The sequence below is a fragment of the Moraxella pluranimalium genome, assembly GCF_002014825.1.
In the GTDB taxonomy this organism is placed as follows: Bacteria; Pseudomonadota; Gammaproteobacteria; order Pseudomonadales; family Moraxellaceae; genus Moraxella; species Moraxella pluranimalium.
Genome location: NZ_MUYU01000029.1, coordinates 46,905 through 71,015, shown reverse-complemented (window position 1 = coordinate 71,015; position 24,111 = coordinate 46,905). Strand labels below are relative to the sequence as shown.

37 protein-coding genes are annotated in these 24,111 nt (G+C 44.2%); 30 read left to right on the top strand and 7 right to left on the bottom strand.

The window, feature by feature from the left end:
- The 5 genes from B0680_RS09870 to gatC all read right to left on the bottom strand — a co-directional run.
- Positions 1–1,912 (bottom strand): HsdM family class I SAM-dependent methyltransferase (locus B0680_RS09870; protein WP_078254921.1); only part of this gene is annotated, 1,912 nt, incomplete at its 3' end.
- A 69-nt stretch (positions 1,913–1,981) separates the two neighbouring features.
- Positions 1,982–3,451, bottom strand: a complete 1,470-nt coding sequence (gene gatB / locus B0680_RS09865; protein WP_078254920.1) for an Asp-tRNA(Asn)/Glu-tRNA(Gln) amidotransferase subunit GatB — start codon at positions 3,449–3,451, stop codon at positions 1,982–1,984.
- 36 nt (positions 3,452–3,487) lie between these two features.
- Positions 3,488–3,928 (bottom strand): SH2 domain-containing protein, encoded by a 441-nt coding sequence (locus tag B0680_RS09860; RefSeq protein WP_078254919.1) that lies wholly within the window; start codon positions 3,926–3,928, stop codon positions 3,488–3,490.
- On the bottom strand, positions 3,928–5,412 hold the full coding sequence (gene gatA / locus B0680_RS09855) for an Asp-tRNA(Asn)/Glu-tRNA(Gln) amidotransferase subunit GatA (RefSeq protein WP_078254918.1): 1,485 nt from the start codon (positions 5,410–5,412) through the stop codon (positions 3,928–3,930). The genes B0680_RS09860 and gatA overlap by 1 nt, the downstream gene beginning before the upstream one ends.
- A gap of 48 nt (positions 5,413–5,460) precedes the next feature.
- Positions 5,461–5,751: an Asp-tRNA(Asn)/Glu-tRNA(Gln) amidotransferase subunit GatC gene (gatC, locus tag B0680_RS09850; protein ID WP_078254917.1), complete on the bottom strand. Its 291-nt coding sequence runs from the start codon at positions 5,749–5,751 to the stop codon at positions 5,461–5,463.
- Positions 5,752–5,921: 170 nt separating this feature from the next.
- On the opposite strand from gatC, the gene B0680_RS09845 reads away from it, so the two are divergent.
- The 30 genes from B0680_RS09845 (at position 5,922) to rplQ (ending at position 22,639) form a co-directional block, all read left to right on the top strand.
- Positions 5,922–6,539: a Maf family protein gene (locus B0680_RS09845; RefSeq protein ID WP_078254916.1), complete on the top strand. Its 618-nt coding sequence runs from the start codon at positions 5,922–5,924 to the stop codon at positions 6,537–6,539.
- A gap of 187 nt (positions 6,540–6,726) precedes the next feature.
- On the top strand, positions 6,727–8,361 hold the full coding sequence (locus tag B0680_RS09840) for an Rne/Rng family ribonuclease (RefSeq protein WP_078254915.1): 1,635 nt from the start codon (positions 6,727–6,729) through the stop codon (positions 8,359–8,361).
- Between the two features lie 553 nt (positions 8,362–8,914).
- Positions 8,915–9,226, top strand: coding sequence for a 30S ribosomal protein S10 (rpsJ, locus tag B0680_RS09835; protein WP_003656991.1), 312 nt, complete (start codon positions 8,915–8,917; stop codon positions 9,224–9,226).
- A gap of 52 nt (positions 9,227–9,278) precedes the next feature.
- Complete coding sequence (gene rplC / locus B0680_RS09830) at positions 9,279–9,917, top strand: 50S ribosomal protein L3 (protein ID WP_078254914.1); 639 nt, start codon at positions 9,279–9,281, stop codon at positions 9,915–9,917.
- 11 nt (positions 9,918–9,928) lie between these two features.
- On the top strand, positions 9,929–10,531 hold the full coding sequence (gene rplD / locus B0680_RS09825; protein ID WP_078254913.1) for a 50S ribosomal protein L4: 603 nt from the start codon (positions 9,929–9,931) through the stop codon (positions 10,529–10,531).
- Positions 10,528–10,857, top strand: coding sequence for a 50S ribosomal protein L23 (rplW, locus tag B0680_RS09820; protein WP_078254912.1), 330 nt, complete (start codon positions 10,528–10,530; stop codon positions 10,855–10,857). The genes rplD and rplW overlap by 4 nt, the downstream gene beginning before the upstream one ends.
- Positions 10,858–10,868: 11 nt before the next feature.
- Positions 10,869–11,696, top strand: a complete 828-nt coding sequence (rplB, locus tag B0680_RS09815; protein WP_078254911.1) for a 50S ribosomal protein L2 — start codon at positions 10,869–10,871, stop codon at positions 11,694–11,696.
- Between the two features lie 12 nt (positions 11,697–11,708).
- Positions 11,709–11,984: a 30S ribosomal protein S19 gene (gene rpsS / locus B0680_RS09810; RefSeq protein WP_078254910.1), complete on the top strand. Its 276-nt coding sequence runs from the start codon at positions 11,709–11,711 to the stop codon at positions 11,982–11,984.
- A gap of 9 nt (positions 11,985–11,993) precedes the next feature.
- The gene (gene rplV, locus B0680_RS09805) at positions 11,994–12,323 is read left to right on the top strand and encodes a 50S ribosomal protein L22 (protein ID WP_078254909.1); all 330 of its coding nucleotides are present in this window, start codon (positions 11,994–11,996) and stop codon (positions 12,321–12,323) included.
- Between the two features lie 2 nt (positions 12,324–12,325).
- Positions 12,326–13,048 carry a 30S ribosomal protein S3 gene (rpsC, locus tag B0680_RS09800; protein ID WP_078254908.1) on the top strand — a complete coding sequence of 241 codons (723 nt, stop codon included), beginning with the start codon at positions 12,326–12,328 and terminating at the stop codon, positions 13,046–13,048.
- A gap of 3 nt (positions 13,049–13,051) precedes the next feature.
- Positions 13,052–13,465, top strand: a complete 414-nt coding sequence (gene rplP, locus B0680_RS09795; protein ID WP_064603324.1) for a 50S ribosomal protein L16 — start codon at positions 13,052–13,054, stop codon at positions 13,463–13,465.
- Positions 13,465–13,662: a 50S ribosomal protein L29 gene (gene rpmC, locus B0680_RS09790; protein ID WP_078254907.1), complete on the top strand. Its 198-nt coding sequence runs from the start codon at positions 13,465–13,467 to the stop codon at positions 13,660–13,662. The genes rplP and rpmC overlap by 1 nt, the downstream gene beginning before the upstream one ends.
- Positions 13,659–13,928: a 30S ribosomal protein S17 gene (gene rpsQ, locus B0680_RS09785; RefSeq protein WP_078254906.1), complete on the top strand. Its 270-nt coding sequence runs from the start codon at positions 13,659–13,661 to the stop codon at positions 13,926–13,928. Before rpmC ends, rpsQ begins: the two co-directional genes overlap by 4 nt.
- Before the next feature lie 112 nt (positions 13,929–14,040).
- The gene (rplN, locus tag B0680_RS09780; protein WP_078254905.1) at positions 14,041–14,409 is read left to right on the top strand and encodes a 50S ribosomal protein L14; all 369 of its coding nucleotides are present in this window, start codon (positions 14,041–14,043) and stop codon (positions 14,407–14,409) included.
- Positions 14,410–14,427: 18 nt separating this feature from the next.
- Positions 14,428–14,745 (top strand): 50S ribosomal protein L24, encoded by a 318-nt coding sequence (gene rplX, locus B0680_RS09775; RefSeq protein ID WP_078254904.1) that lies wholly within the window; start codon positions 14,428–14,430, stop codon positions 14,743–14,745.
- Positions 14,746–14,765: 20 nt separating this feature from the next.
- Positions 14,766–15,302: a 50S ribosomal protein L5 gene (gene rplE / locus B0680_RS09770; protein ID WP_078254903.1), complete on the top strand. Its 537-nt coding sequence runs from the start codon at positions 14,766–14,768 to the stop codon at positions 15,300–15,302.
- 11 nt (positions 15,303–15,313) lie between these two features.
- Positions 15,314–15,619, top strand: a complete 306-nt coding sequence (gene rpsN, locus B0680_RS09765) for a 30S ribosomal protein S14 (protein WP_078254902.1) — start codon at positions 15,314–15,316, stop codon at positions 15,617–15,619.
- An 11-nt stretch (positions 15,620–15,630) separates the two neighbouring features.
- Positions 15,631–16,029: a 30S ribosomal protein S8 gene (rpsH, locus tag B0680_RS09760; RefSeq protein WP_078254901.1), complete on the top strand. Its 399-nt coding sequence runs from the start codon at positions 15,631–15,633 to the stop codon at positions 16,027–16,029.
- Positions 16,030–16,174: 145 nt separating this feature from the next.
- Positions 16,175–16,708: a 50S ribosomal protein L6 gene (gene rplF / locus B0680_RS09755; protein WP_078254900.1), complete on the top strand. Its 534-nt coding sequence runs from the start codon at positions 16,175–16,177 to the stop codon at positions 16,706–16,708.
- A 12-nt stretch (positions 16,709–16,720) separates the two neighbouring features.
- Complete coding sequence (gene rplR, locus B0680_RS09750) at positions 16,721–17,071, top strand: 50S ribosomal protein L18 (RefSeq protein ID WP_078254899.1); 351 nt, start codon at positions 16,721–16,723, stop codon at positions 17,069–17,071.
- A 2-nt stretch (positions 17,072–17,073) separates the two neighbouring features.
- Entirely contained in the window at positions 17,074–17,571 is a 498-nt protein-coding gene (gene rpsE, locus B0680_RS09745) for a 30S ribosomal protein S5 (RefSeq protein ID WP_078254898.1), read from the top strand.
- Positions 17,572–17,588: 17 nt separating this feature from the next.
- Positions 17,589–17,768, top strand: coding sequence for a 50S ribosomal protein L30 (rpmD, locus tag B0680_RS09740; protein ID WP_049236829.1), 180 nt, complete (start codon positions 17,589–17,591; stop codon positions 17,766–17,768).
- Positions 17,768–18,208, top strand: a complete 441-nt coding sequence (rplO, locus tag B0680_RS09735; RefSeq protein WP_078254897.1) for a 50S ribosomal protein L15 — start codon at positions 17,768–17,770, stop codon at positions 18,206–18,208. The genes rpmD and rplO overlap by 1 nt, the downstream gene beginning before the upstream one ends.
- A gap of 3 nt (positions 18,209–18,211) precedes the next feature.
- Positions 18,212–19,543, top strand: a complete 1,332-nt coding sequence (gene secY, locus B0680_RS09730; protein WP_078254896.1) for a preprotein translocase subunit SecY — start codon at positions 18,212–18,214, stop codon at positions 19,541–19,543.
- 19 nt (positions 19,544–19,562) lie between these two features.
- A complete protein-coding gene (gene rpmJ / locus B0680_RS09725; protein WP_049236838.1) occupies positions 19,563–19,679 on the top strand; it encodes a 50S ribosomal protein L36 in 117 nt (38 codons plus the stop codon).
- A 129-nt stretch (positions 19,680–19,808) separates the two neighbouring features.
- Entirely contained in the window at positions 19,809–20,165 is a 357-nt protein-coding gene (gene rpsM / locus B0680_RS09720; protein ID WP_078254895.1) for a 30S ribosomal protein S13, read from the top strand.
- A 20-nt stretch (positions 20,166–20,185) separates the two neighbouring features.
- A complete protein-coding gene (gene rpsK, locus B0680_RS09715) occupies positions 20,186–20,578 on the top strand; it encodes a 30S ribosomal protein S11 (protein ID WP_036364258.1) in 393 nt (130 codons plus the stop codon).
- A gap of 12 nt (positions 20,579–20,590) precedes the next feature.
- Positions 20,591–21,232, top strand: a complete 642-nt coding sequence (gene rpsD, locus B0680_RS09710) for a 30S ribosomal protein S4 (protein WP_078254894.1) — start codon at positions 20,591–20,593, stop codon at positions 21,230–21,232.
- Positions 21,233–21,256: 24 nt separating this feature from the next.
- Positions 21,257–22,261 carry a DNA-directed RNA polymerase subunit alpha gene (locus B0680_RS09705; protein ID WP_078254893.1) on the top strand — a complete coding sequence of 335 codons (1,005 nt, stop codon included), beginning with the start codon at positions 21,257–21,259 and terminating at the stop codon, positions 22,259–22,261.
- An 18-nt stretch (positions 22,262–22,279) separates the two neighbouring features.
- A complete protein-coding gene (gene rplQ / locus B0680_RS09700; RefSeq protein ID WP_078254892.1) occupies positions 22,280–22,639 on the top strand; it encodes a 50S ribosomal protein L17 in 360 nt (119 codons plus the stop codon).
- Positions 22,640–22,708: 69 nt separating this feature from the next.
- Here the strand turns inward: rplQ and B0680_RS09695 are convergent, their stop codons facing one another.
- Positions 22,709–23,320 (bottom strand): Sua5/YciO/YrdC/YwlC family protein, encoded by a 612-nt coding sequence (locus B0680_RS09695; RefSeq protein ID WP_078254891.1) that lies wholly within the window; start codon positions 23,318–23,320, stop codon positions 22,709–22,711.
- Between the two features lie 9 nt (positions 23,321–23,329).
- A complete protein-coding gene (locus tag B0680_RS09690; RefSeq protein ID WP_078254890.1) occupies positions 23,330–24,076 on the bottom strand; it encodes an elongation factor P hydroxylase in 747 nt (248 codons plus the stop codon).
- Positions 24,077–24,111 lie beyond the last annotated feature (35 nt).

The following is a 24,111-nucleotide window of genomic DNA, read 5'->3' as shown; positions in this document are numbered from 1 at the left end:
TTAGTTGACCACTACAAAATAGATAACCACGACCATGTGTAATCATATTCACTTCAAAAGTTAAATAATCGGCAATGGTTTTTTCAAAATCTGCTTGTGTCGGAATTTCATCATTAAAATAATAAAATGAATGTAGCCATTCGTCATCTTCTTCAATGGTCGTTTCTACACAAAATTTTGTGGGTGCAGTAATTTCATCACGCCACACATTAAGCAAATACTCCTTTTTATCTTTGGCAGATTCGGTTTCAATCAAGCCTTTATGCTTTTGTACTTCAAAGCCATCATCTTCAAAATTGATAAACTTGACTATCTTTTCTTTATCATGTGGCACACCTGCGGTAAATACAGCAACACAAGGATTTGTCCCTACACCATAAAACGTATTTTTATTCAGTGTAATCACCCCTTCTAGGGTATGATGTTTTAAAATATTGGCTTTGATGGCTTGCTCTTCTTTGGTTTTGCCTGTCATCGATGATTGTGGAACAATCACAACCACTTTGCCATCAGCCGTAACAGAATTTAATAAATGTTCGGTAAAGGCAATTTCATATAAATTAGGATTTTGTTTTGAGCCTTGAGAGTAGGGCGGGTTCATCATGCCAATATTACACCCTTTAAGCTGTAATTGAGCAGGATTTTGTTTTAAAAAATCTTCTTGGTCTAAATTGCTTTTACCATCACCACGCAAAATCATATTGGTGGTCGCAATGGTAAACATATACGGCTGTAATTCAATGCCATGTAATTGATTTTTGCGAATACTTTCTTGCTCTTTTTTATTTTTGGCTTTTTGGAGCATATAATGCATTCCTGCAATCAAAAATCCAGCAGTACCACAACACGGGTCAAGGATATAATCATTAGCAGATAAATCAACCAATTCGCAAAATATTTCGGTAATATGCTTAGGCGTGAGTACAATCCCAAGTGTTTGTCCATCACCGCCCGAATAAGACATAAATTCACCATAAAACCGCCCTAAATAATCTTCGGCAGATTGGGTGTATTTGATGTTTTGATAAATATGTTTGTATAAAAACTCAGTATAATGTTTCAGTGGTGTTTTATTTAAGTTTTGATTGACTTCATTGATGATTTTGGTGTCTTTAATAACCGAAAATTGATTGAGCAATTTATCTTTTTTGACTTCAGGAGAAACTTTAACACGTTTTAAATGAGTTTCAATGGCTTTATAAATCTTATCCCCATCGGTAGTAATATCATCACCAATTAAATCATCAATGGAAAAATTTTTATATTCCATTTCTCGCAGTGCTAGTAAAATACCAGAAACTAATAATGGCTTATCTTTATCTTGAATGCTACCATAATTACGCAAATCTTCATGAAGTTCTTTGGCATCTTTTAAGATTTCGGCAGCGGTTTTCTCTTGTGGTGTTTGTTCTTTTAAAATTTCCTTAATATAATACTCATCAATATTTTGTGGATTAAAAGAAATAAAAGTTTCAAGGTCATTTAATTCTTTATATTCGCCACGCTCATTAACAAAAATAGGCGTAATACGATGGCGTTTTTCATCACCTGACACACCAATGGCAATAATTTTTTTATAACTGCTATTTTTGCTAAGATGAATACCATAATGCAACGCACCATTCACAGCATAATTTTTGGTACTCTCGATTTCTTGGCAAATCAGATTGTCGCTATTGCGTTTGATATGTAAATGAACCTCTTTTTTATCTTCAATCACAATCAGATAATCATTAATCACACCGACAAACTCAGGCATACCTACATTACCTGTTTGAGATTTAGATGCGGTTTTTAAGGCGTTGTCCAACTCTTTAATAGAACTTCCTTGTGCATCAAAATAATCTGCAATCTCTGCTGTTTTGAGTAAATCATAAACCCAAAAATCGGTTGATTTTTCTTTCTTTGCCATAGCTTTTCTCAATATAAAAATAACAACACTCTAATACTTTATGTAAAAGAGTGTTGTGTTTTTTCTTAATTAACCAATCAGCTTTTTCATCAGTTCATTGACTTGGGCTGGGTTTGCCTTGCCACGAGAGGCTTTCATCACTTGACCGACCAAGCCGTTAAAGGCTTTTTCTTTACCGCCTTTATATTCATCCACCATCGCTTGGTTGTTTGCCAAAACTTCTTTGATGATGGCTTCGATGGCGCTTGTGTCCGTTTCTTGCTTGAGTCCGTGTTCAGCGATGATGTCATCGGCTGACTTGTCAGATTCCCACAGATAGCCGAACACTTCTTTGGCGATTTTGCCACTGATGGTGTTATCGGTGATGCGAGCAATCATCCCTGCCAGACGCTCAGCACTGATTGGGGAATGATTGATTGTCAGCTCATTTTTATTGAGTGCGCCTGACAGCTCACCCATCACCCAGTTGGCGGCGATTTTGGCGTGCTGATTGCCAGTGATAGCAATCACGTCCAAGAAATAATCAGACAATTCACGGCGACCATTTAAGACATTGGCATCATAAGTAGAAAGCCCAAATTCATTCACAAAACGCTCTTTACGCACGCTTGGCAGCTCTGGCATATCGGCTTTGACTTTTGCCAAGGTTTCATCAGAAATCACCACAGGAAGCAGGTCAGGGCAGGGGAAATAGCGGTAGTCATTGGCTTCTTCTTTGGTGCGCATGGCACGAGTTTCATCACGTTCAGGGTCGTATAGACGAGTGGCTTGTACCACTTTACCACCGTCTTCGATGACATCGATTTGGCGTTCAATTTCTGATTTGATGGCACGCTCAATAAAGCGGAATGAGTTTAGGTTTTTAAGCTCACAGCGTGTACCAAATGGCGTATTTGGCTTGTGTACAGACACGTTAATGTCGGCACGAAATGAGCCTTCTGCCATAATCGCATCGGATATGCCAAGCCATGTTACCAATTCATGAATGGTCTTGACATAAGCGACCGCCTCGCCAACCGAACGCATATCAGGCTCAGAGACGATTTCAATGAGTGGCGTACCAGCACGGTTTAAGTCCACGCCTGTCATGGCTGGCACAGCGTCATGCACTGATTTGCCCGCATCTTCTTCTAGGTGGGCACGGGTGATGCCAATGCGTTTGGTGTATTCATCTTTGGTGCCTGCATTGACGAGAATGTCAATATAGCCTTTGCCGACGATGGGATTTGCCATTTGCGTGGTTTGATAGCCCTTTGGCAAATCAGGATAAAAATAATTTTTGCGGTCAAAGGTATTGTACATACCCAGTTCAGCATTGATGCCTAGACCGAATTTGAGCGCACGCTCAATCACGCCTTCATTGAGCACAGGCAAGGCACCCGGAAAGCCCAAATCAACAATGGTGGCTTGGGTGTTTGGCTCAGCCCCAAAAGCGGTGGGAGCATTTGAAAAGATTTTACTTTGGGTATTTAACTGGCAGTGAATTTCAATACCGATGACGACTTCATAGCCGTCAATTAGGGGAGCTTGGTTACTCATGGTTGGTTCTCTTTTAAAATTGTTCTTTGGGCAAAATTAAATTCCATCATGAACCAGTATTAAATTTTCATCATTCTCTACTTGTTCACAATATTGGATAAGTGCATTAAATTTAGCTAATATTTCACAACGATTGACGGATATTTTTTCATACTCACCATCATTGGCACTTCCTGCTATCGTTATCCAATTTCCTGTTAGATAAAAATCATCAGGAGCGTTAGAAAACAAATCTCGCCAACCGATAATGATATTTTTAAATGGCTTGACTAGGTTGCTATCAAAATGGGTAATGCCATGATAGCACAAGCCATTAACAAATATTTTTTTAGATGGATTAAAACTAATAACCCATTTTATTGTGTCAATCATATATAAAATAATATCATCATGGATGGCGATTTTATCAAAATTGTCATTGCCAATATAATAATCGCCACATTTTGATGTAACTGAAAAATGATGCACCAATGCCATTAGGATTTTGCTATGTCCGATAATTCCTGATGAAACTTAGTCACTTGCTGATATGCATCGGTGACGCTTAGCAGTTTGCCTTCTTGCCAATGATTGCCAATCAACTGCAAGCCCACTGGCAAGCCTTGTTTATCAAAGCCAATCGGATGGCTGATGGCAGGCAGACCAGCTAGGTTTACACCGATGGTATAGACATCGCCCATATAGATTTCAGATGGGGTTAGGCTGGCACCGATTTGATAGGCAGTGGTTGGTGCTGTTGGCGTTGCGATGACATCGCAGTCGGCGAATGCTTTGGCGAAATCTTCGGCAATCAGACGGCGTACTTTTTGAGCTTTGACATAATACGCATCAAAATAACCTGCCGATAGGGCATAAGTCCCCATGATGATACGGCGTTGTACTTCAGCACCAAAGCCTTCGGAGCGAGAGCGGGTGTATAGGTCTTGTAGGTCTTTTGGATTGTCACAGCGATAACCAAAACGCACGCCATCAAAGCGAGATAGGTTTGAGCTGGCTTCGGCAGGGGCAAGTAGATAATAAGTCGCAAGCGTAATCTCAGGACTGGTCAAGTGGATATCGACCAGTGTCGCGCCTAGGGCTTCGTATTGGGCTAGGGCAGCTTTGACGGTGCTTGAGACTTCATCGTTTAGACCTGCACCGAAGTATTCGGTTGGCACACCGATTTTTAGACCTGCCAATGGCTTATCGGCAGTGCGTGATGCGTGGATTTCGGCAACCCAATCAGGGACATCTTTGGCGATGCTGGTTGAGTCTTTGGCATCATAGCCTGACATGGCTTGGAGTAGATAGGCGCAGTCTAGGGCAGATTTGCCAAATGAACCTGCTTGATCAAAGCTTGACGCATAAGCGATCATGCCATAGCGTGAGACACGGCCATAGGTTGGCTTGATACCTGTGATGCCACAGAAACTGGCTGGCTGACGGATTGAGCCGCCGGTATCTGAGCCTGTCGCCACTGGCACTAGGCTTGCTGCCACGGCTGCGGCTGAGCCACCAGATGAGCCACCTGGCACACGGCTAAGATCCCAAGGATTATGCACAGCACCATAATAAGATTTTTCGTTATCCGAACCCATGGCGAACTCATCCATGTTCAGCTTGCCTAGACTAATAAAGCCTGCGTTGGCGACATTGTCCACCAGTGTGGCATTGTACGGTGAGACGAAATTGTGTAGCATCTTTGAGCCACAAGTGGTCAAGACGCCTTGGGTGCACAGATTGTCCTTGTGTGCCATCGGTACGCCCAGTAGGGCACGAGTATCGCCACCAGCACGCAGTGCATCCGCGGCTTTGGCTTGTTCTAGAGCTTGTTCGGTGGTGACAGTGATGAAGCTGTTTAGATCTTTATTTAAAGTATCAATACGACCCAGTAAATGCGTGGTCATCTCAAGACTGCTAAAGTCTTTATTGGCAAGACCTGTCGCGATCTCGGCAACAGATAAAGTGTGTAGATTTGACATGGAGTGTCCTAAGTGTTAATTATCACGAATTTTAATCAAACTATTTAATTATTCAATCACTTGTGGTACAAGGTACAAGCCATCTGCCGTACTTGGTGCAACGGATTGATTGGCGGTGCGGTCAATGTCGGTGGTCGGCACATCGGCACGCAGGGTTTGGCTAGATTCGTGAATATTGGCAAGTGGGGCGACGCCGTCGGTATTGACCGAGCTTAAGATATCCATCATCGCTAGGATTTTGCTGATGTCTTTGGCGTAGTCGGCTGCTAGGTTGTCATCCACTTTTAGGCGTGCCAAATTGGCAACCGATAGGATGTCGTCCGAAGTAAGTTGGCTCATGGTTTTTCCTTGAGATAAAAATAAGAAAAAAATCGGCACCATTGTACCATAGCTTGCCATGAGTACAAAGTGATGGATAGAAATCTGTGCTGATGACGATTTGATTTGACCAAGTCTATAAAAAGGTGGATAATTGCCACACTTTTATCACAGGCACTGGATTAATCCGCATGAACACAGCCACACGCCCAGCCATCATCTTAGCATCGACATCGCCACGCCGTAGAGAGCTGCTTAGCCAAGCAGGGATTGAGTTTATGACGGTGGGTGTGGATATCGATGAATCGTGGCTGGCAGGCGAGACGGCAGATGCCTATATTCGCCGTATGGTGATGACCAAAGCTGATGCGGTGATGGCGGATGCAACTTTGCCAACTGAGTGCATTGTCATCACTGCCGATACCATTGGCGTGCTCGATGATGGTGAAGTCTTGACCAAGCCTGTCGATCGGGCGGATGCTTATCGGATGTGGGATAAGCTATCAGATACGACGCATGAGATTTGGACGGCTGTTTGTTTGACTTATCTTTCACAAGGTGCGTGCATTGATCAGCGCTATCTGTGCGAGCGGACACAGGTTGAGTTTGTTCGCCTAAGTGACGCCCAAAAGACAAGCTACTGGCAGTCAGGCGAGCCACAGGATAAGGCAGGGGCGTATGCCATCCAAGGCGGTGCAGCAGCTTGGGTGCGAGCGATTCACGGTAGCTATACCAATGTGGTTGGCTTGCCATTATCACAAGTGGTGCAGACGCTGAATGATATGCTTGACTGCTCAAAAGCGGATTAATAAAGTAAAACACTACAAGCATCAATTACAAGTACTGATAGTGGCTTAAGCCATACACTTGAGCACCAATCAAGCACCATGCACGCCGCGTCCAAGCCGTATCGCTTTACCTTGCATAAATCACCAATATCGCTTACTATAATTAATAGTGATTTAAAATGTTAAAATTATAAAAATTGAGTAAAAAATGTCAGAAGAGTTATTAATTAATTATACCCCGATGGAATCTCGGGTGGCGGTGCTTGCCGATGGTATTACAAGCGAAATCTTAATCGAACGCCACCAAAAGCTCGGCTTGGTGGGTAATATTTATCTAGGCACGGTGGTGCGAGTGCTACCGGGGATGCAGGCGGCGTTTGTGGATATTGGGCAAGCACGCACCGCATTTTTGCACGCCAATGATATGCAAAAACCCAAGCGAGCCACCGACAGCAGTGATGAGATGCCAACGACTGCCATCACACGGCTTGCCATCGCCCAAAGCCCTACAAGCCTAAGCGTGAGCCAAGCCCAAAGCGAGCTTGAGCAAGGACACAGTGCCGCCACCGATGTCAAATCACTTGCCGTCGTCAAAAAACCCACCCCAAGCACGGATCTGATCCAATATCGCTTGAGAGAAGGCGACCGTATCTTGGTGCAGGTCATCAAAGATGAGCTTGGCACAAAGGGCGCACGCTTAACGACCAATATTTCATTGCCGTCACGATATTTGGTTTATTTGCCAACCAGCGATGAATATGTCGGCGTCTCCATTCGTATCGAAGAGAGCGATGAGCGTACACGGCTCAAGACTGTCTTGACCGAGTTATTACAATCTGCCAAGCTGAACGGCGGACTTATCGCACGCACCGCTGCCGAAAAGGTCAGCGACATTAAGCTTGAAGAAGATATTTATTATCTGGTGCAACTGTGGCGTACGATTTTGGCACGCCAAGCCGCCGCCAAATTACACTCAAACAAAAAATCCGAGCTCATCTACCAAGAGCTGTCCTTGCCACTGCGCTGTATTCGTGATTTGGTGAACGAAAAAACCACCAAAGTGCTCATCGACCACGAAGCGGTATATCATGAAGTGGCGCATTTTGCCCGTGAGTTTGTACCATCGATTGCGCCGATGGTGGCGCATTATGCTGGCGAAGTGCCGTTATTTGACCTATATCGAGTCGAAGAAGATGTCCAAAACGCCCTAAAACGCCGTGTCGATCTCAAATCTGGTGGCTATCTGATTATCGATCAAACCGAAGCGATGACCACCATCGATGTCAATACAGGCTCGTATGTCGGCGCGCGTTCGCTCGAAGATACAGTCTATAAGACCAATCTAGAAGCCACACAGGTCATCGCAAGGCAGATTCGCCTAAGAAACTTGGGCGGGATTATCATTCTTGATTTTATTGATATGCTCGAAGAAGCGCACCGAGCCGATGTCTTGGCAAGCTTACAAGAACAGCTGAGTCACGATTATGCCAAGACCAACATTACGCAGGTGAGTGAGCTCGGCTTGGTTGAGATGACTCGCAAACGCACCCGTGAGTCACTACCACAACAACTGTGCGAGCCATGTCCAGTCTGCGAAGGCAAAGGCTATATCAAGACCGCTGAGACCGTCTGCTTTGAAATCTTTCGTGAAATCATGCGTTATGCACGCACCTTTAATGCCCCACGCCAATTTACCGTCATCGCCCACGGTGCAGTGATTGAGCTGATGCTATCAAGCGAAGCCAACACCGTCGCTGATTTGGAGTATTTGATTGGTAAGCCCATCCGTTTTGAGATAGAGCCACTGTATCAACAAGAGCAATATAATATTGCATTAGATTGATTTTACTTGTTAAATAGTAATTTTTTATAAATAATTTTAATGGCAAAAAACTAGATATGACTAGTATTTATAAAAAAATAGCATAGTAAAAATTAATAAATCGTATAACAATGACAAAAAAGTGGTCAAAAATTGTACAATACACACGCTTTGTTAGTCTTTTGTAAAATCATTCAAAAACTTGGAAAAATCACACAAAAAGCCAATAAATACCTTGCATTGTGCCAATTTTCGTGTATAATACACGCCATCATTGTATTGCGTTGCGCTTTTGATGGCACACATTGCCAAACAAATCAAAAGTTTACTTCAAGAATGAACCAAAGTTCAACAGTTGAGGAAGTACCAAGTCAACGCCACAGCCGAAGCATCGTTTTTGGCACTATTGAACAAAACACCCCTGCTACCAGCATTTCTATGCAAGGTTGGCAGGGATAGGATTATTTTGTTTTCAGCTTTTCGAGAACAAATTTTAACGGTTTAACTGAAGTCTAAAACGCAATAAACGCATAGATGGAAGTTTTAAAAAGCACTTAATTAGGAGCTTGTTGGCATGGCTAACCAGAGAATCCGTATCCGACTAAAATCGTTCGACCATCGTCTGATTGACCAGTCGGCACAAGAGATTGTCGATACTGCAAAGCGTACAGGTGCACAAGTTTGCGGTCCTGTACCGTTGCCGACTCGTATTGAGCGGTTCAACGTATTGACATCACCACACGTCAACAAAGACGCTCGTGACCAGTACGAAATTCGCACCCATAAGCGTATGATCGACATCGTGCAACCAACTGACAAAACTGTTGATGCACTGATGAAGCTAGATCTAGCTGCTGGTGTTGATGTTCAGATCGCTTTGGGCTAATGAACATAAGTCTGGTTTGAACTATTAACTTTTAATATAAATGAGGTCTAAAATGGCGATTGGTTTAGTCGGTAAAAAATGCGGCATGACCCGAGTCTTCACTGAAGCAGGCGTATCTATCCCTGTCACAGTGGTTGAGGTTGATGCCAACCGCATCTCGCAAATCAAAACAGTAGACACCGATGGCTATAACGCGATTCAGATCACCACTGGTGAGCGTCGTGACAGCCGCGTAACTGCTGCTCAAAAAGGACACTTCGCAAAAGCTGGCGTAGCCGCTGGTCGTGGTGTTTGGGAATTCCGCGCAGAAGAAGCTGACCTAGAAGGTCGCGAAGTTGGCGGCAATATCCTAGCTGATATCTTTGAAGTTGGTCAGTTGGTTGATGTGACTGGTCAAAGCAAGGGTAAAGGTTTCCAAGGTGGTGTGAAGCGTCACAACTTCCGCACTCAAGACGCAACTCACGGTAACTCTGTTTCTCACCGTGTATTGGGTTCTACAGGTCAAAACCAAACCCCAGGTCGCGTTTTCAAAGGCAAAAAAATGCCAGGTCAAATGGGTAACAAGCGCGTTACTGTTCAAGGCTTGGAAATTGTTTCAGTTGACGCCGAAAAAGGTGTACTAGTCATCAAGGGTGCTGTTCCAGGCGCCAACGGTGGCGATGTTATCGTACGTCCGTCAGTTAAAGCCTAAGGGGATTAAACGTGAATTTAAAAACTGTTACAGGTGCAGCGGTTGAGCTTTCAGAGGTCGCATTTGGCCGTGAGTTCAATGAAGCCTTGGTACATCAAGTAGTGACCGCTTATTTGGCTGGTGCTCGTCAAGGTACTCGTGCACAAAAAACTCGTGGCGAAGTTTCTGGCGGTGGCAAGAAGCCATGGCGTCAAAAAGGTACTGGCCGTGCGCGTGCTGGTTCTATCCGTAGCCCAATCTGGGTTGGCGGTGGTCGTGCATTCGCTGCTAAGCCACAAGACTGGTCACAAAAAGTGAACCGTAAAATGTACCGCGGTGCAATGCAATGCATCCTAGCTGAGCTAGTACGCCAAGAGCGTTTGGTATTGGTTGACGAGATCTCTGTATCTTCACCAAAAACCAAAGAATTGGTTGCTAAATTGGCAGGCCTAAATGCACCACGTGCGTTGATCGTTACTCACGAAGTTGACGAAAACTTGTACCTAGCTGCACGCAACATCCCATATGTGAATGTATTGGGTACTCGTGAAGTTGATCCAGTAAGCTTGGTTTCTTTTGACAAAGTAATTATGACTGTTGAAGCAGCCAAACAATTTGAGGAGACACTTGCATGAGCAACGCAAGACTATATCAGGTACTAAAAGCACCTGTATTTTCAGAAAAATCTCAACGCCTAGGCGATACCCTTGGTGTGCAGGTTTTCAAAGTTGATGGCAAAGCTACCAAAAAAGAAATCAAACAAGCTGTTGAGCTAATGTTTGAAGGTGTTGAAGTTGTTAAAGTAAACACGCTAAACATCAAAGGCAAAACTAAGCGTTTTGGCCGTGTTGTTGGTAAGCGTAACGACATCAAAAAAGCGTATGTAACCCTAAAAGCTGGTTCAGACGTACAAATCGGTGCTGGTGAAGAAATCACTAGTGAAACAGCGACTAACGAATAAGGATTAACAAAATGCCTATCGTAAAAGCAAAACCTACATCACCAGGTCGCCGCTTTGTTGAGAAAGTAGTGCATCCACACCTTTACAAAGGTCGTCCATATGCACCGCTTGTTGAATCAAAAGCTAAAACTGGTGGTCGTAACAACAACGGTCGTATTACTACTCGCCACATCGGTGGTGGTCATAAGCAACACTATCGTCTAGTTGACTTCAAACGCAACAAAGATGGTATCCCAGCTGTTGTTGAGCGTATTGAATACGATCCAAACCGTACCGCACACATCGCACTACTTAAGTATGCTGACGGTGAGCGTCGCTACATTATCGCTCCAAAGAAATTGAGCGTAGGCGACCAAGTAGTATCAGGTGAAGCAGCACCAATCCGTCCAGGTAACTGCTTGCCACTTAAGAATATTCCTGTTGGTACCGTGATCCACAACATTGAACTAAAAATCGGCAAAGGCGCGCAAATCGCTCGTTCAGCTGGTGCAGCAGTTCAGTTGCTAGGTCGTGATGGTGCTTATGTGATCGTTCGTTTGCGTTCAGGTGAAACTCGCCGTATCCACGCTAACTGCCGTGCGGTAATCGGTGAAGTATCAAACACTGAAAACAACCTAAAATCACTAGGTAAAGCAGGTGCAGCACGCTGGCGTGGTGTTCGTCCTACCGTTCGTGGTACTGCGATGAACCCGATTGACCACCCACACGGTGGTGGTGAAGGCCGTAACTTCGGTAAGCACCCAACTAGCCCATGGGGTCAGAAAGCTAAGGGTCTTAAGACTCGTTCTAACAAGCGTACTGACAGTATGATCATCCGTCGCCGTCGTGCCAAGAAATAAAGGAAAAGTTTCATGCCTCGTTCATTGAAAAAAGGTCCATTTATCGATGCGCATTTGTTTGCCAAGGTTGAAGACGCTCTAGAGAGCAACAACCGCAAACCGATCAAAACTTGGTCACGTCGCTCGATGATTCTACCACAAATGGTAGGTCTAACCATCGCAGTTCACAATGGTCGCACTCATGTGCCAGTGATTGTGAACGAACAAATGGTTGGTCATAAACTAGGTGAATTCGCTCCGACCCGTTCATATCGCGGTCATGGCGTTGATAAGAAATCTAAGAGATAAGGTGCTACCATGGAAGTAACTGCAAAATTACGTGGTGCCGCCATTTCGGCACAAAAAGTAAGATTGGTTGCGGACGAAGTTCGTGGTAAATCAATCGAGCGTGCTTTAGACATTCTTACCTTCAGCAACAAAAAAGGTGCTAAATTGGTTAAGAAATGCCTGGATTCAGCGATTGCTAACGCTGAGCACAACAATGGTCTTGACATCGATAAGCTTCGTGTTACTACCATCTATGTTGATGAAGGCATCACTTTGAAGCGTATTATGCCCCGTGGCAAGGGTCATGCTCATCGCATCAGCAAACGCACTTGCCATATCACTGTTAAAGTAGGGGAATAATCATGGGTCAAAAAGTACATCCAATTGGTATCCGTCTAGGCGTTATCAAAAAGCACAATGCAAACTGGTATGCAAGCCCAAAGCAATACTCTGAGTATCTGCTAAACGACTTCCAAGTTCGTGCTTTCCTACGCAAAAAACTTGAAGGTGCAATGGTAAGTCACATCAATATCGAGCGTCCTACTGGTGCAGCAAAAATCACCATTCACAGTGCTCGTCCTGGTGTCATCATTGGTAAAAAAGGCGAAGATATCGAAAGCCTACAAAAAGAACTAACCAAATTGATGGGCGTACCTGCACAAGTCAATATTCAAGAGATCACTTCACCAGACCTAGACGCTCGTCTAGTTGCTGAAGGTATCTCAAGCCAGCTTGAGCGTCGTGTGATGTTCCGTCGTGCGATGAAGCGCGCTGTTCAAAACAGTATGCGTGCTGGCGCACAAGGTATCAAAGTTGAACTATCAGGTCGTCTAGGCGGTGCTGAGATCGCTCGTACTGAGTGGTATCGTGAAGGTCGTGTACCACTACACACACTTCGTGCTGATATCGACTATGCAACAGTTCGTGCAGAAACTACTTACGGTACTATCGGTGTTAAAGTTTGGATTTTCCGTGGTGAAATCCTAGATGGCATGAACAGTGCTTACAACCCAGTGGTTGAAGACAAAGCACGTGCACCAAAACGCCGTGGCCGTACTAACCGCCGCAACACAGACAGAGGTTAAGATATGTTACAACCAAAACGTACCAAGTTTCGCAAAATGCACAAAGGTCGTAACACTGGCCTAGCCCAGCGTGGTAACACAGTTGCTTTTGGTGAAATTGGTCTAAAATCTATCGGTCGTGGTCGTATGACTGCTCGTCAAATCGAAGCTGCTCGTCGTACAATCACTCGTCGCATCAAGCGTGGTGGTAAAATCTGGATCCGTGTATTCCCAGACAAACCAATTACCGAAAAACCATTGGAAGTTCGTATGGGTAAAGGTAAAGGTCCTGTTGAGTACTGGGTAGCAGAAATCAAGCCAGGCAAAATGCTTTATGAAATCCAAGGTGTTAGCGAAGAGCTAGCCCGTGAAGCGCTAACGCTAGCGGCTGCTAAGCTTCCATTCAAGACCACCATTGTTAAACGGACGATTATGTAATGAAAACCAACGAATTACGCGAAAAATCAGTAGAAGAGTTGGCTCAATTGCTTGACGAAAAGCAACTTGATGCATTTCGTCTGCGTATGGCAAAAGCAACGGGTCAGCTTGGCAACACTCACGAAATCAAAGCGAATCGTCGTACCATCGCTAAGATTTTGACTCTGATCAACGAAAAACAACGAGGTGATGCATGAGCGAGAACACCACTCAAGAAGTTGGCGTTGTAACTGGCAAAGTAATCAGCAACAAGATGGACAAGTCTATCGTGGTGTTGGTTGAGCGCCAAATCCGTCACCCTATGTATGGCAAACAAGTTCGCCGTTCTACCAAACTAAAAGCTCACGACGAGAATAATGTTTGTCAAGAAGGCGATATCGTACGCATCAAAGAAACCCGTCCATTCTCAAAGACCAAAACTTGGGCTTTGGTAGATGTGGTTGAGGCTGCGGTAAAAATTTAAGTTATTTGCAATTTAAGCCATTTGCCTGTATAATGTACATCTTTTTAGGTGTTCATCTGTCAGATCTCTGACGGCGAATGGCTTTTATTGCTTTATTATATGGAGTAATGCGATGATTCAGACTGAAACAATGCTGGAAGTTGCAGACAACAGTGGTGCAAAACGCGTACAGTGCATCAAAGTACTGGGCGGTTCTCATCGTCGTTATGCATCTGTTGGCGACATCATCAAAGTAACAGTAAAAGATGCAATTCCACGTGGCCGTGTTAAAAAAGGTGACGTGATGAATGCGGTTGTAGTTCGTACCAAAAAAGGCGTTCGTCGCCCAGATGGTTCAGTGCTTCGTTTTGACGACAATGCTGCTGTATTGTTGAACAACAACAAAGCGCCAATCGCTACTCGTATTTTTGGACCTGTTACTCGTGAACTACGCGGTGAGCAATTTATGAAAATTGTATCACTTGCACCAGAAGTACTGTAATTGTATTAGAGGCTTATTATGGCAAAGTTACGTAAAGGCGACACCGTGGTTGTGATTGCTGGCAAAGATAAAGGCAAGCAAGGCACAATTTTGGCGGTGAAAGCGGACCGTGTAAAAGTTGAAGGCGTTAACATTGTAACTAAACACCAAAAACCTAACCAAATGCTAGGTAAAGAAGGTGGCATCGTTAAGCAAGAAGCTTTCCTACACATTTCAAATGTTGCGATTTTTAACGCAAAAACCCAAAAAGCAGATCGTGTTGCTTACCAAGTGAATGCAGAAGGCGTGAAACAACGCATCTACCGTTCAACTGGTGAAGTAGTGGCGACTGCATAAGAGACTAAGGGTAAATAGTAATGGCAAGATTAAAATCTTTATACAATGACAAGCTAAAGCAGCAAATCAAAGAAGAGCTTGGCTTAGAAAATGTCATGCAAGTGCCAAAAATCACTAAAATCACTCTAAACATGGGTGTTGGTGGTGCAGCACAAGATAAAAAATTACTAGAAGGTGCTTTGACAGACATGACCGCTATCGCTGGTCAAAAACCTGTTGTTACCAAAGCACGCAAATCAGTTGCAGGCTTCAAAATTCGTGAAGAATGGCCAATTGGCTGTAAAGTTACTTTGCGTGGCGATCAAATGTACGAATTCCTAGATCGTCTAATTGCCATTGCAATTCCTCGTATTCGTGACTTCCGTGGTTTTTCAGCAAAAGCATTTGATGGTCGTGGCAACTACTCGCTAGGCATCAAAGAGCAAATCGTTTTCCCTGAAGTAGACTTTGATAAAATCGACCGTATCCGTGGTTTGGATGTAACTATCACAACTACCGCAGCAAACGATGATCAAGGTCGTGCATTGCTAAAAGCATTCGGCTTCCCATTTAGATAAGGTAAAACGTTATGGCTAAAAAGAGCATGATCAATCGCGAACTAAAACGCGAAAAAACCGTCGCTAAGTATGCCGAAAAGCGTGCTAAGCTAAAAGCTATCATCAGTGATGTAAATGCAAGCGAAGAAGAGCGTCTAGATGCAATGCTAGCACTACAAGCTCTACCACGTAACGCATCACCTGTGCGTCTACGCAATCGTTGTGGTGTAACTGGTCGTCCACACGGCTATTTCCGCAAATTTGGTCTATCTCGCAACATGTTGCGTCTATATGTAATGCAAGGCGATGTGCCTGGCGTTCGTAAAGCTAGCTGGTAAGGAGTTAAGCTATGAGTATGCAAGATCCAGTTGCTGATATGCTAACTCGCATTCGCAACGCACAATCACGAAACAAACCATCTGTACAGATGCCAGCTTCAAAACTTCGTAAATCAATCGCTGATCTACTAGTTGCTGAAGGCTATCTGACTTCTGCAGAAGTAAGCGAAGTGGAAAACGGTAAAAAAGTTCTAACCATCGAACTTAAATACTACCAAGGCAAAGGCGTTATCGAGCAATTGAAGCGTTTCAGCCGTCCAGGTCTTCGTCAATACCGTGGTAAAGATGAGCTACCAAGCGTCAAAAAAGGTCTTGGTGTTGCTATCATCTCTACCAGCAAAGGCATCATGAGTGATCGTGCTGCTCGCGCTGCAGGTATCGGTGGTGAGGTTATTGCACTAGTTGCATGATCCCTAAGCGTGAGGCTTACAAAATTATTACACTTAAGGTTTACTCTTAAGCGTAAATATGTTAAACTAGCAGGCTTTAATGCCTGTTAGTTTTTTTGTGACTACCAATTTCTGGTAGTTTAATTTTCATTTGAAGGAAATTCCTATGTCTCGTGTGGCTAAAGCCCCAGTAACGCTACCAGCTGGTACAAGCGTTACTTTGAACGATCGGCAGGTTGAGGTCAAAGGCAAAAACGGTACTCTGTCTTTGAGCCTGCATGAATTGGTCGAGCTAAAACAAGAAGAAGGTGTCGTAACACTATCTCCAGTTGCTGACACTAAAGAAGCGTGGATGCACACTGGTACAGTGCGTGCACTTCTTAACAACATGGTTAAAGGTGTTAGTGAAGGTTTCGAACGTCGCCTACAATTGATCGGCGTTGGTTATCGTGCACAAGTTGCAGGTAACAAAGTTAACCTAAGCCTAGGCTTCTCTCACCCAATCGAATACACCCTTCCAGAAGGCGTTAGCGCAGAAAGCCCAAGCCAAACTGAAATCGTTCTAAAATCAAGCGATAAGCAAAAACTTGGCCAAGCTGCTGCTAAAATTCGTAGCTTCCGTCCGCCAGAGCCTTATAAAGGTAAAGGTGTTCGCTATAGCGATGAAGTTGTTCTTCGTAAAGAAGCTAAGAAAAAGTAAAGGTGGGTAATCATGTTTGATAAAAAATCAGCACGCCTACGTCGTGCCAAAAAAACCCGTGCTCATATCCGTCATCTTGGTGTTAACCGTTTGACTGTTAACCGCACACCACGCCATATCTATGCTCAAATCATCTCGCCAACTGGTGGTGTTGTTGTTGCTCAAGCTTCAACCTTGGATGCAAGCCTACGTTCAGGTTCAACTGGTAACGTTGAAGCTGCTAAAGCTGTTGGTGCTCTAATTGCTGAGCGTGCAAAAGCTGCTGGCATCACCAAAGTTGCATTCGACCGTAGTGGTTTTAAATATCATGGCCGCGTAAAAGCTTTGGCTGACGCTGCTCGCGAGAACGGATTGGAGTTTTAATCATGGCAAAAGTAGAACAAACTGAAGGTTTGGTTGAGAAATTGGTTGCCGTTGATCGCGTTGCAAAAGTGGTCAAAGGTGGTCGTATCTTCTCTTTCACAGCACTAACTGTTGTTGGTGATGGCAATGGTCGCGTTGGTTTTGGTCGTGGTAAAGCACGTGAAGTGCCTGCTGCTATTCAAAAAGCACTAGAAGCTGCTAAACGCAATATGATCACTGTTGATTTGGCAGGTCACACCCTACAACACCCAATCAACGCTCGTCATGGTGCTTCAAAAGTATATATGCAACCTGCATCTGAAGGTACTGGTGTTATTGCTGGTGGTGCGATGCGTGCTGTTCTTGAAGTTGCTGGCGTTCAAAACGTATTGGCAAAATGCTATGGCTCAACCAATGCAGCAAACGTTGTACAAGCAACATTCAAAGGTCTGCGTGATATGACTTCACCAGAGCAAGTTGCAGCTAAGCGTGGCAAAACTGTTGAAGAAATTTTGGGCTAAGAAATAGGTGAGTTACGATGAAAAAAATGAAAGTTACTCAAGTAAAGTCGAGCGCCCATCGTTTGGCAAGCCACAAAGCTTGTCTTAAAGGTTTGGGACTGCGTCGCATTGGTCATACTGTAGAAGTAGAAGACACTCCTTCAACTCGCGGTATGGTAAATCGTGTGATCTACATGGTTAAAGTGGAGGAAGCGTAATGGGTCTTAAGCTTAATGAACTATCACCAGCACTAGGTGCTAAGAAAAAAGCACTTCGTCGTGGTCGTGGTATCGGTTCTGGTATCGGTAAGACTGGTGGTCGCGGTATCAAAGGTCAAACTTCACGCTCAGGCTCTAGCATTCCTGCGGGTTTTGAAGGCGGTCAAATGCCAATCTATCGTCGTTTGCCAAAATTTGGTTTTACGTCTAAGATTGCTATGACAACTGCTGAAGTTCGTCTATCTGAGCTAAACAAAGTTGAAGGTGACGTAGTTACCGTTGAAACTTTGAAAGCTGCTAACATCATTCGTGGTGATATGAAGCGTGCACGCATCATCCTATCAGGTGAAGTAACTCGCGCATTGACCTTTAAAGGCGTAAAAGTTACTAAAGGTGCAAAACAAGCAATCGAAGCTGCTGGTGGCAGCGTCGAGGAGTAATCTATGTCTAAGCAATCATCGTCTCGCTCAGGCGTGCCTTTAAATCCACTGGCTTTCATTCGTAAATACGATGAGCTGTGGAATCGTATGCTTTTTCTATTTGGGGCGTTGATTGTTTATCGTCTTGGTTCGCATATCCCTATTCCGGGTATGGATCCAATTGGTTTGGCTCGTTTTTTCCAAAGCAACCAAAACACCTTCCTTGGGATGTTTAATATGTTCTCAGGAGGTGCGCTTGAGCGTATGTCGATTATGGCATTGGGTATTATGCCTTATATTTCCGCATCGATTGTGGTGCAAATGATGTCAACAGTTGTACCATCGCTTGAGGCTTTGAAAAAAGAAGGTGAGTCAGGACGCCGTACACTTAATAAATATACACGTCAAGGCACGTTGGCTCTAGCTATTGTTCAAGCTGTTGGTATGTCCACAGGTTTGATTGCTGGTGGCTTAACACTAACATCTGGACTGGGATTTTATATCCCTGCGGTTACTTCTTTGGTAGCAGGTTCGATGTTCTTGATGTGGCTAGGTGAGCAAATTACTGAACGTGGTGTTGGCAACGGTATTTCGATGCTAATTTTTGCCAGCATCATTGCTTCAGCGCCAAGCATGATTTCGCAAGCAATCAGCCAAGACATGAATATGATTGTCTTGATGATTTTTGCGGCACTTGGTATTGCTGTTACCGCTGCGATTGTATTCATTGAGCGTGCACAGCGTCGTGTACCAGTAAACTATGCACAAAAGCAACAGCAAGGCCGTAAGGTTTATGCACAGCAACAATCTCATCTGCCACTTAAGCTGAATATGGCTGGTGTCATTCCTGCGATTTTTGCCAGCTCATTGTTGCTGTTGCCTGCAAGTCTTGGTCAATGGACAGCTGCGAGCGAAAACCCAACGCTAACCCAAGAAATTTTGCAAAATATTTCTTTGGTGTTGCAACCTGGACAGCCACTATACTTACTTCTTTTTGCAGTGATGATCATTTTCTTCTGTTATTTTTATACAGCGTTGATGTTCAACCCAAAAGAAGTGGCCGAGAATCTAAAGCGTAGCGGTGCTTATATTCCAGGTATTAGACCGGGCCAACAAACCAAACGATACTTAGATTTTGTGCTAAATCGCCTGACCTTTATTGGTGCAATGTATATGACAATTATTTGCTTAATGCCAATGATTGTACAGACTGCATTTAATGTGCCAATTCCATTGGGTGGCTCTTCTTTGTTGATTATGGTAGTTGTGTTGATGGACTTTATCGCTCAGATCCAAGCACATCTGATGACGCACCAGTATCATGATCAAGCATTAATTAAATCATCACATCAGTGATGGACTTTAGGAGCATGACATGAAAGTTCAAGCATCTGTAAAAAAAATCTGTGGTAGCTGCAAAATTGTACGTCGCAAAGGTAAAGTCCTTGTGATCTGCAGTGCAGAACCACGTCATAAACAACGTCAAGGTTAATTTACAAATTAATACTTGATATTTGGTAGCGGATAATGTATTATCCGCTTCTTGCCATGCTATCATTTTATTTGATAGCGGTTAACACTTAGCAAATGCCTTTGCATTTGTGCTAATGGAGAGAAATCAATGGCTCGTATTGCCGGTGTAAACATTCCGGACAACAAACATGCTGTGATTTCGCTAACTTACATTTTTGGTATCGGTCGTACTACTGCTAAGCAAATCCTTGCTAAAGTTGGTATCGCTGAAACTACCAAAATTGGTTCGTTAGATGATTCACAACTGGATGCTGTTCGTGCAGAAGTTGCAAACTACACAGTTGAAGGCGACCTTCGTCGTGAAGTTTCAATGAACATCAAGCGTTTGGTCGATTTGGGTTGCTACCGTGGTCTTCGCCATCGTCGTGGTCTGCCTGTAAATGGTCAACGTACTAAAACTAACGCGCGTACCCGTAAAGGTCCACGCAAAGCAATTAAAAAGTAACTAACTTAGGAAGCTAAAAGATGGCAAAAGACACTCGTAGCCGCAAAAAAGTGGCTCGTCGTTCGGTATCTGAAGGTATCGCCCACATTCATGCGTCTTTTAATAACACCATTGTAACGATTACTGATCGTCAAGGTAATGCATTGGCTTGGGCCACTTCTGGTGGACAAGGCTTCCGCGGTTCACGCAAATCTACACCATTTGCTGCACAGGTTGCAGCTGAAGTAGCTGGTAAAGCTGCTCAAGAAACTTATGGTGTTAAGAATGTCGATGTCTTGGTTAAAGGTCCAGGACCAGGTCGTGAGTCTGCGGTTCGTGCATTAGGTGCATTGGGTTATAAAATTAACAGCATCAGCGATGTAACACCAATTCCACACAACGGCTGCCGCCCACCTAAGAAACGCCGCGTTTAAGGAGATAGACTTATGGCCCGTTATATTGGTCCAAAACTAAAACTATCACGTCGTGAAGGCACTGATCTTCAATTGAAATCAGGCGTTAAAGCTTACGATGTGAAGACTAAGAAAGCAGGTCGTGTACCTGGTCAGCATGGCAACAGCCAAAATAAAACTTCTGAATACGCATCACAGCTTCGCGAAAAGCAAAAAGTTAAGCGTATGTACGGCGTACTAGAGCGTCAGTTCTCTAACTACTATAAAGAAGCTGCTCGTCAGCGTGGTGCTACTGGTGAAAACCTACTAGTAACCCTTGAGCGTCGCCTTGACAACGTTGTATATCGCATGGGCTTTGGTGCTACTCGTGCAGAAGCGCGTCAGTTGGTTAGCCACCGTGCTATCTTGCTTAAAAAAGCAGGTCGTGATGAGTTTGTTCGTGTAAACATTCCATCAATTCAAGTTCAAGACGGTGATGTGATTGCTGTTCACGAAAAATCAAAAGAACAACTTCGTATCAAAAACGCAGTTGAGCTTGCGACTCAGCGTGGCATTCCAGCATGGTTGGAAGTTGATCACAGCAAACTACAAGGTACTTTCAAATCTGCGCCAGAGCGTAGCGAATTGCCTGCTGAAATCAACGAACACTTGATTGTTGAGCTATATTCTAAATAATCCGAATTAAATCGAGGTGACACTATGACAAATGCAACTGAGTTTCTAACACCGAGCGCGATTAACGTGGACACGGTTAATGAAACGACTGCAAAGGTCACGCTCGAGCCGTTAGAACGCGGTTTTGGGCATACCCTTGGTAATGCTCTTCGTCGCATTCTGCTTTCTTCATTGTCTGGTGCAGCGGTAGTTGAAGCTGAAATCGAAGGCGTAGATCATGAATATTCTACCCTGGAAGGCTTGCAAGAAGACGTTTTGGATTTGCTATTAAATCTAAAATCGTTGGCAATTATCCTGCATGACCAGAATGAAGCTTATTTGACTTTGGATAAAAAGGGTGCAGGTGTTGTAACTGCTGCAGACTTAGAACTACCACATAATGTCGAAATCGCCAATCCAAACTTGGTGCTTGGCACATTGAGTGAGCGTGGCCACCTGAAGATGCGCCTGCGTGTAGTGACTGGTCGCGGTTATGAGCCTGCAAATCAGCGTCGTGAAGATGCAAATTCGAAGGTGATTGGTCGTCTAAAACTTGACGCTAGCTTTAGCCCGATTTTGCGTGTTGCTTATGATGTTGAGAATGCTCGTGTTGAACAGCGTACCGACCTTGATAAGCTAATTATCGAGCTTGAAACGAACGGCACGATCGACCCAGAAGAAGCTATTCGCAAAGCTGCGACTATTCTACAACAGCAAATCGCTATCTTTGTAGATCTAGAAGCAGAAGAAGCACCTGAGCCAATCAAAGAAAAAGAAGAGATTGATCCTGTACTACTTCGTCCAGTTGATGATCTTGAGCTAACGGTTCGTTCAGCAAACTGCTTGAAAGCTGAAAACATTTATTACATCGGTGATTTGGTACAGCGTTCAGAAACTGAACTGCTTAAGACACCAAATCTAGGTAAGAAATCATTGACCGAGATCAAAGATGTGTTGGCATCTAAGAATCTTGAGCTTGGTATGCGTCTAGAAAACTGGCCGCCAAGTGATTTGCGTGTCGATGATCGTTTCTCTTATCGTAGCCGCTAATTTTAAGGATACTTGACCATGCGACATCGTAAAAGCGGAGTCAAGCTGGGTCGCACCAGCAGCCATCGTAAGGCTATGTTCCAGAACATGACTAACTCATTGTTCGAGCATGAGCTAATCAAAACCACTTTGCCAAAAGCAAAAGAGCTTCGCCGCGTTGCTGAGCCACTAATCACTTTGGCAAAAGAAGACAGCGTTGCAAATCGTCGTCTAGCATTCAGCCGTATGCGTAACAAAGATATGGTAGGCAAACTATTTGCTGAGCTTGGTCCACGCTACCAAACTCGTCCAGGTGGTTATCTGCGTATCATCAAGTGCGGTTTCCGTGATGGTGACAATGCACCTATGGCATATGTAGAGTTGGTTGACCGTCCATAATCAACCACACTGCTAAAAACCCTGATTATTTAATCAGGGTTTTGTTTTATCTTTGATTTACTTTTCTTATCACCAATCAATTTGTGCATCACCTTGTATAAGCACGGTGGCACTCTCATCGATGAGACTGACAAGCGTCGGTGTGCTTTGTGCAATTTCACCGGCATTGATATAGCCATCCACCAAATTTTCAACCGCCATTTCCACTTCATAGCTACTGTCATAAATGAGTGGCTCACCATTAATGATGATGGGTAGGCTTACAAATGCTTCGCCAAGTTTATCAGCCAATGCCTGCTCAATGGCTGTGGTGGCTTGTCGTACGGCGATGGTTTTGGTTTTGTCATGGATGAATTTTTTGGGTGTCAGCTTGGTAGGATTAAGGGTAAAATCAATGCCCGTGCCAAGCTTTGATTTCATGATGCGATGGGCAAAATTATCCATGTCAGCATAGTGGGCGATTTGGCTTAAGTTTTGGCAAATAAGCACAGCGTGCGGCGGTGTTTGCCAATTACCCATACGAGTTGCTTGTGTATGGGCATCTTTGGCAGATAGGCTCATGGCAAGCTGATAGCCATGCTGACTTGGATAGACGATAAGTTTGTCATTTTGCAGGGCATCAATGATTTGGTTGATGATACGCTCTTGCGGGTTGTCGGGGTGTAGATAGTAGGTGTTCATGCGGTTTTCCTAGTGGATGGATTGATAAAATGGTGTGTGCGTCAGCGTCAAAAATGCCCACAACAGCCGTCTGGCGTCCCTAGGCAGGGTGTGCGGCTCATTCAGATAATGTAGTGCTTTGGCATGGACATCTTGGGCAAAGGTGCTTTTGGATGTGTCGAAATCGGCATTGAGATTGTCTTGTGAGACATAAAAATACCGCCCAAGCGCAAGGCTCAATAAGCACTCGATGGCTTGTGGGGTGATTTCAACTTGCTCAAAAATCGCCTGAGTCGTCTCATTACGACCGTCTGCTTCGTACCAGTAGCCAAAGTCATTCAGCGTGCGTCTGTGTTTACCCGCCACGCACCAGTGGCTAATCTCATGTAGTGCACTTTGAAAAAATCCATGTGCAAATTCAATGCGTGCCACATCCTGCTCATCGGCAGGAAAATATTCGGGCTCGCCATTGCCACGCACGAGCCGTGTCGGCATTTGCATCAGCTGTGCATTATTAAACAGGGCATCAAACAATCGGATAAGCCAATCGGTGAGTGCGACTTCAGCCTGCGTATCGCACTTGATGGCTTGCCAAGTGTGATAAAAACTTTGCCAATCATCAGCGCTGATTTGGGCAAATAAATGCTCGGCATCAACAATCAAAGCGCTATTTTGGTGAAAATTTTGCCATAGTGCATGAATACGACGAGCGTGCGTCGTATCGCTGGCTTCTGTGCAGATGTCAATGTCGGGCGAGAGCTGATTAAAGTCAATCATGATTCATCAAAGGTCAAAAACTGTTATTATAATAT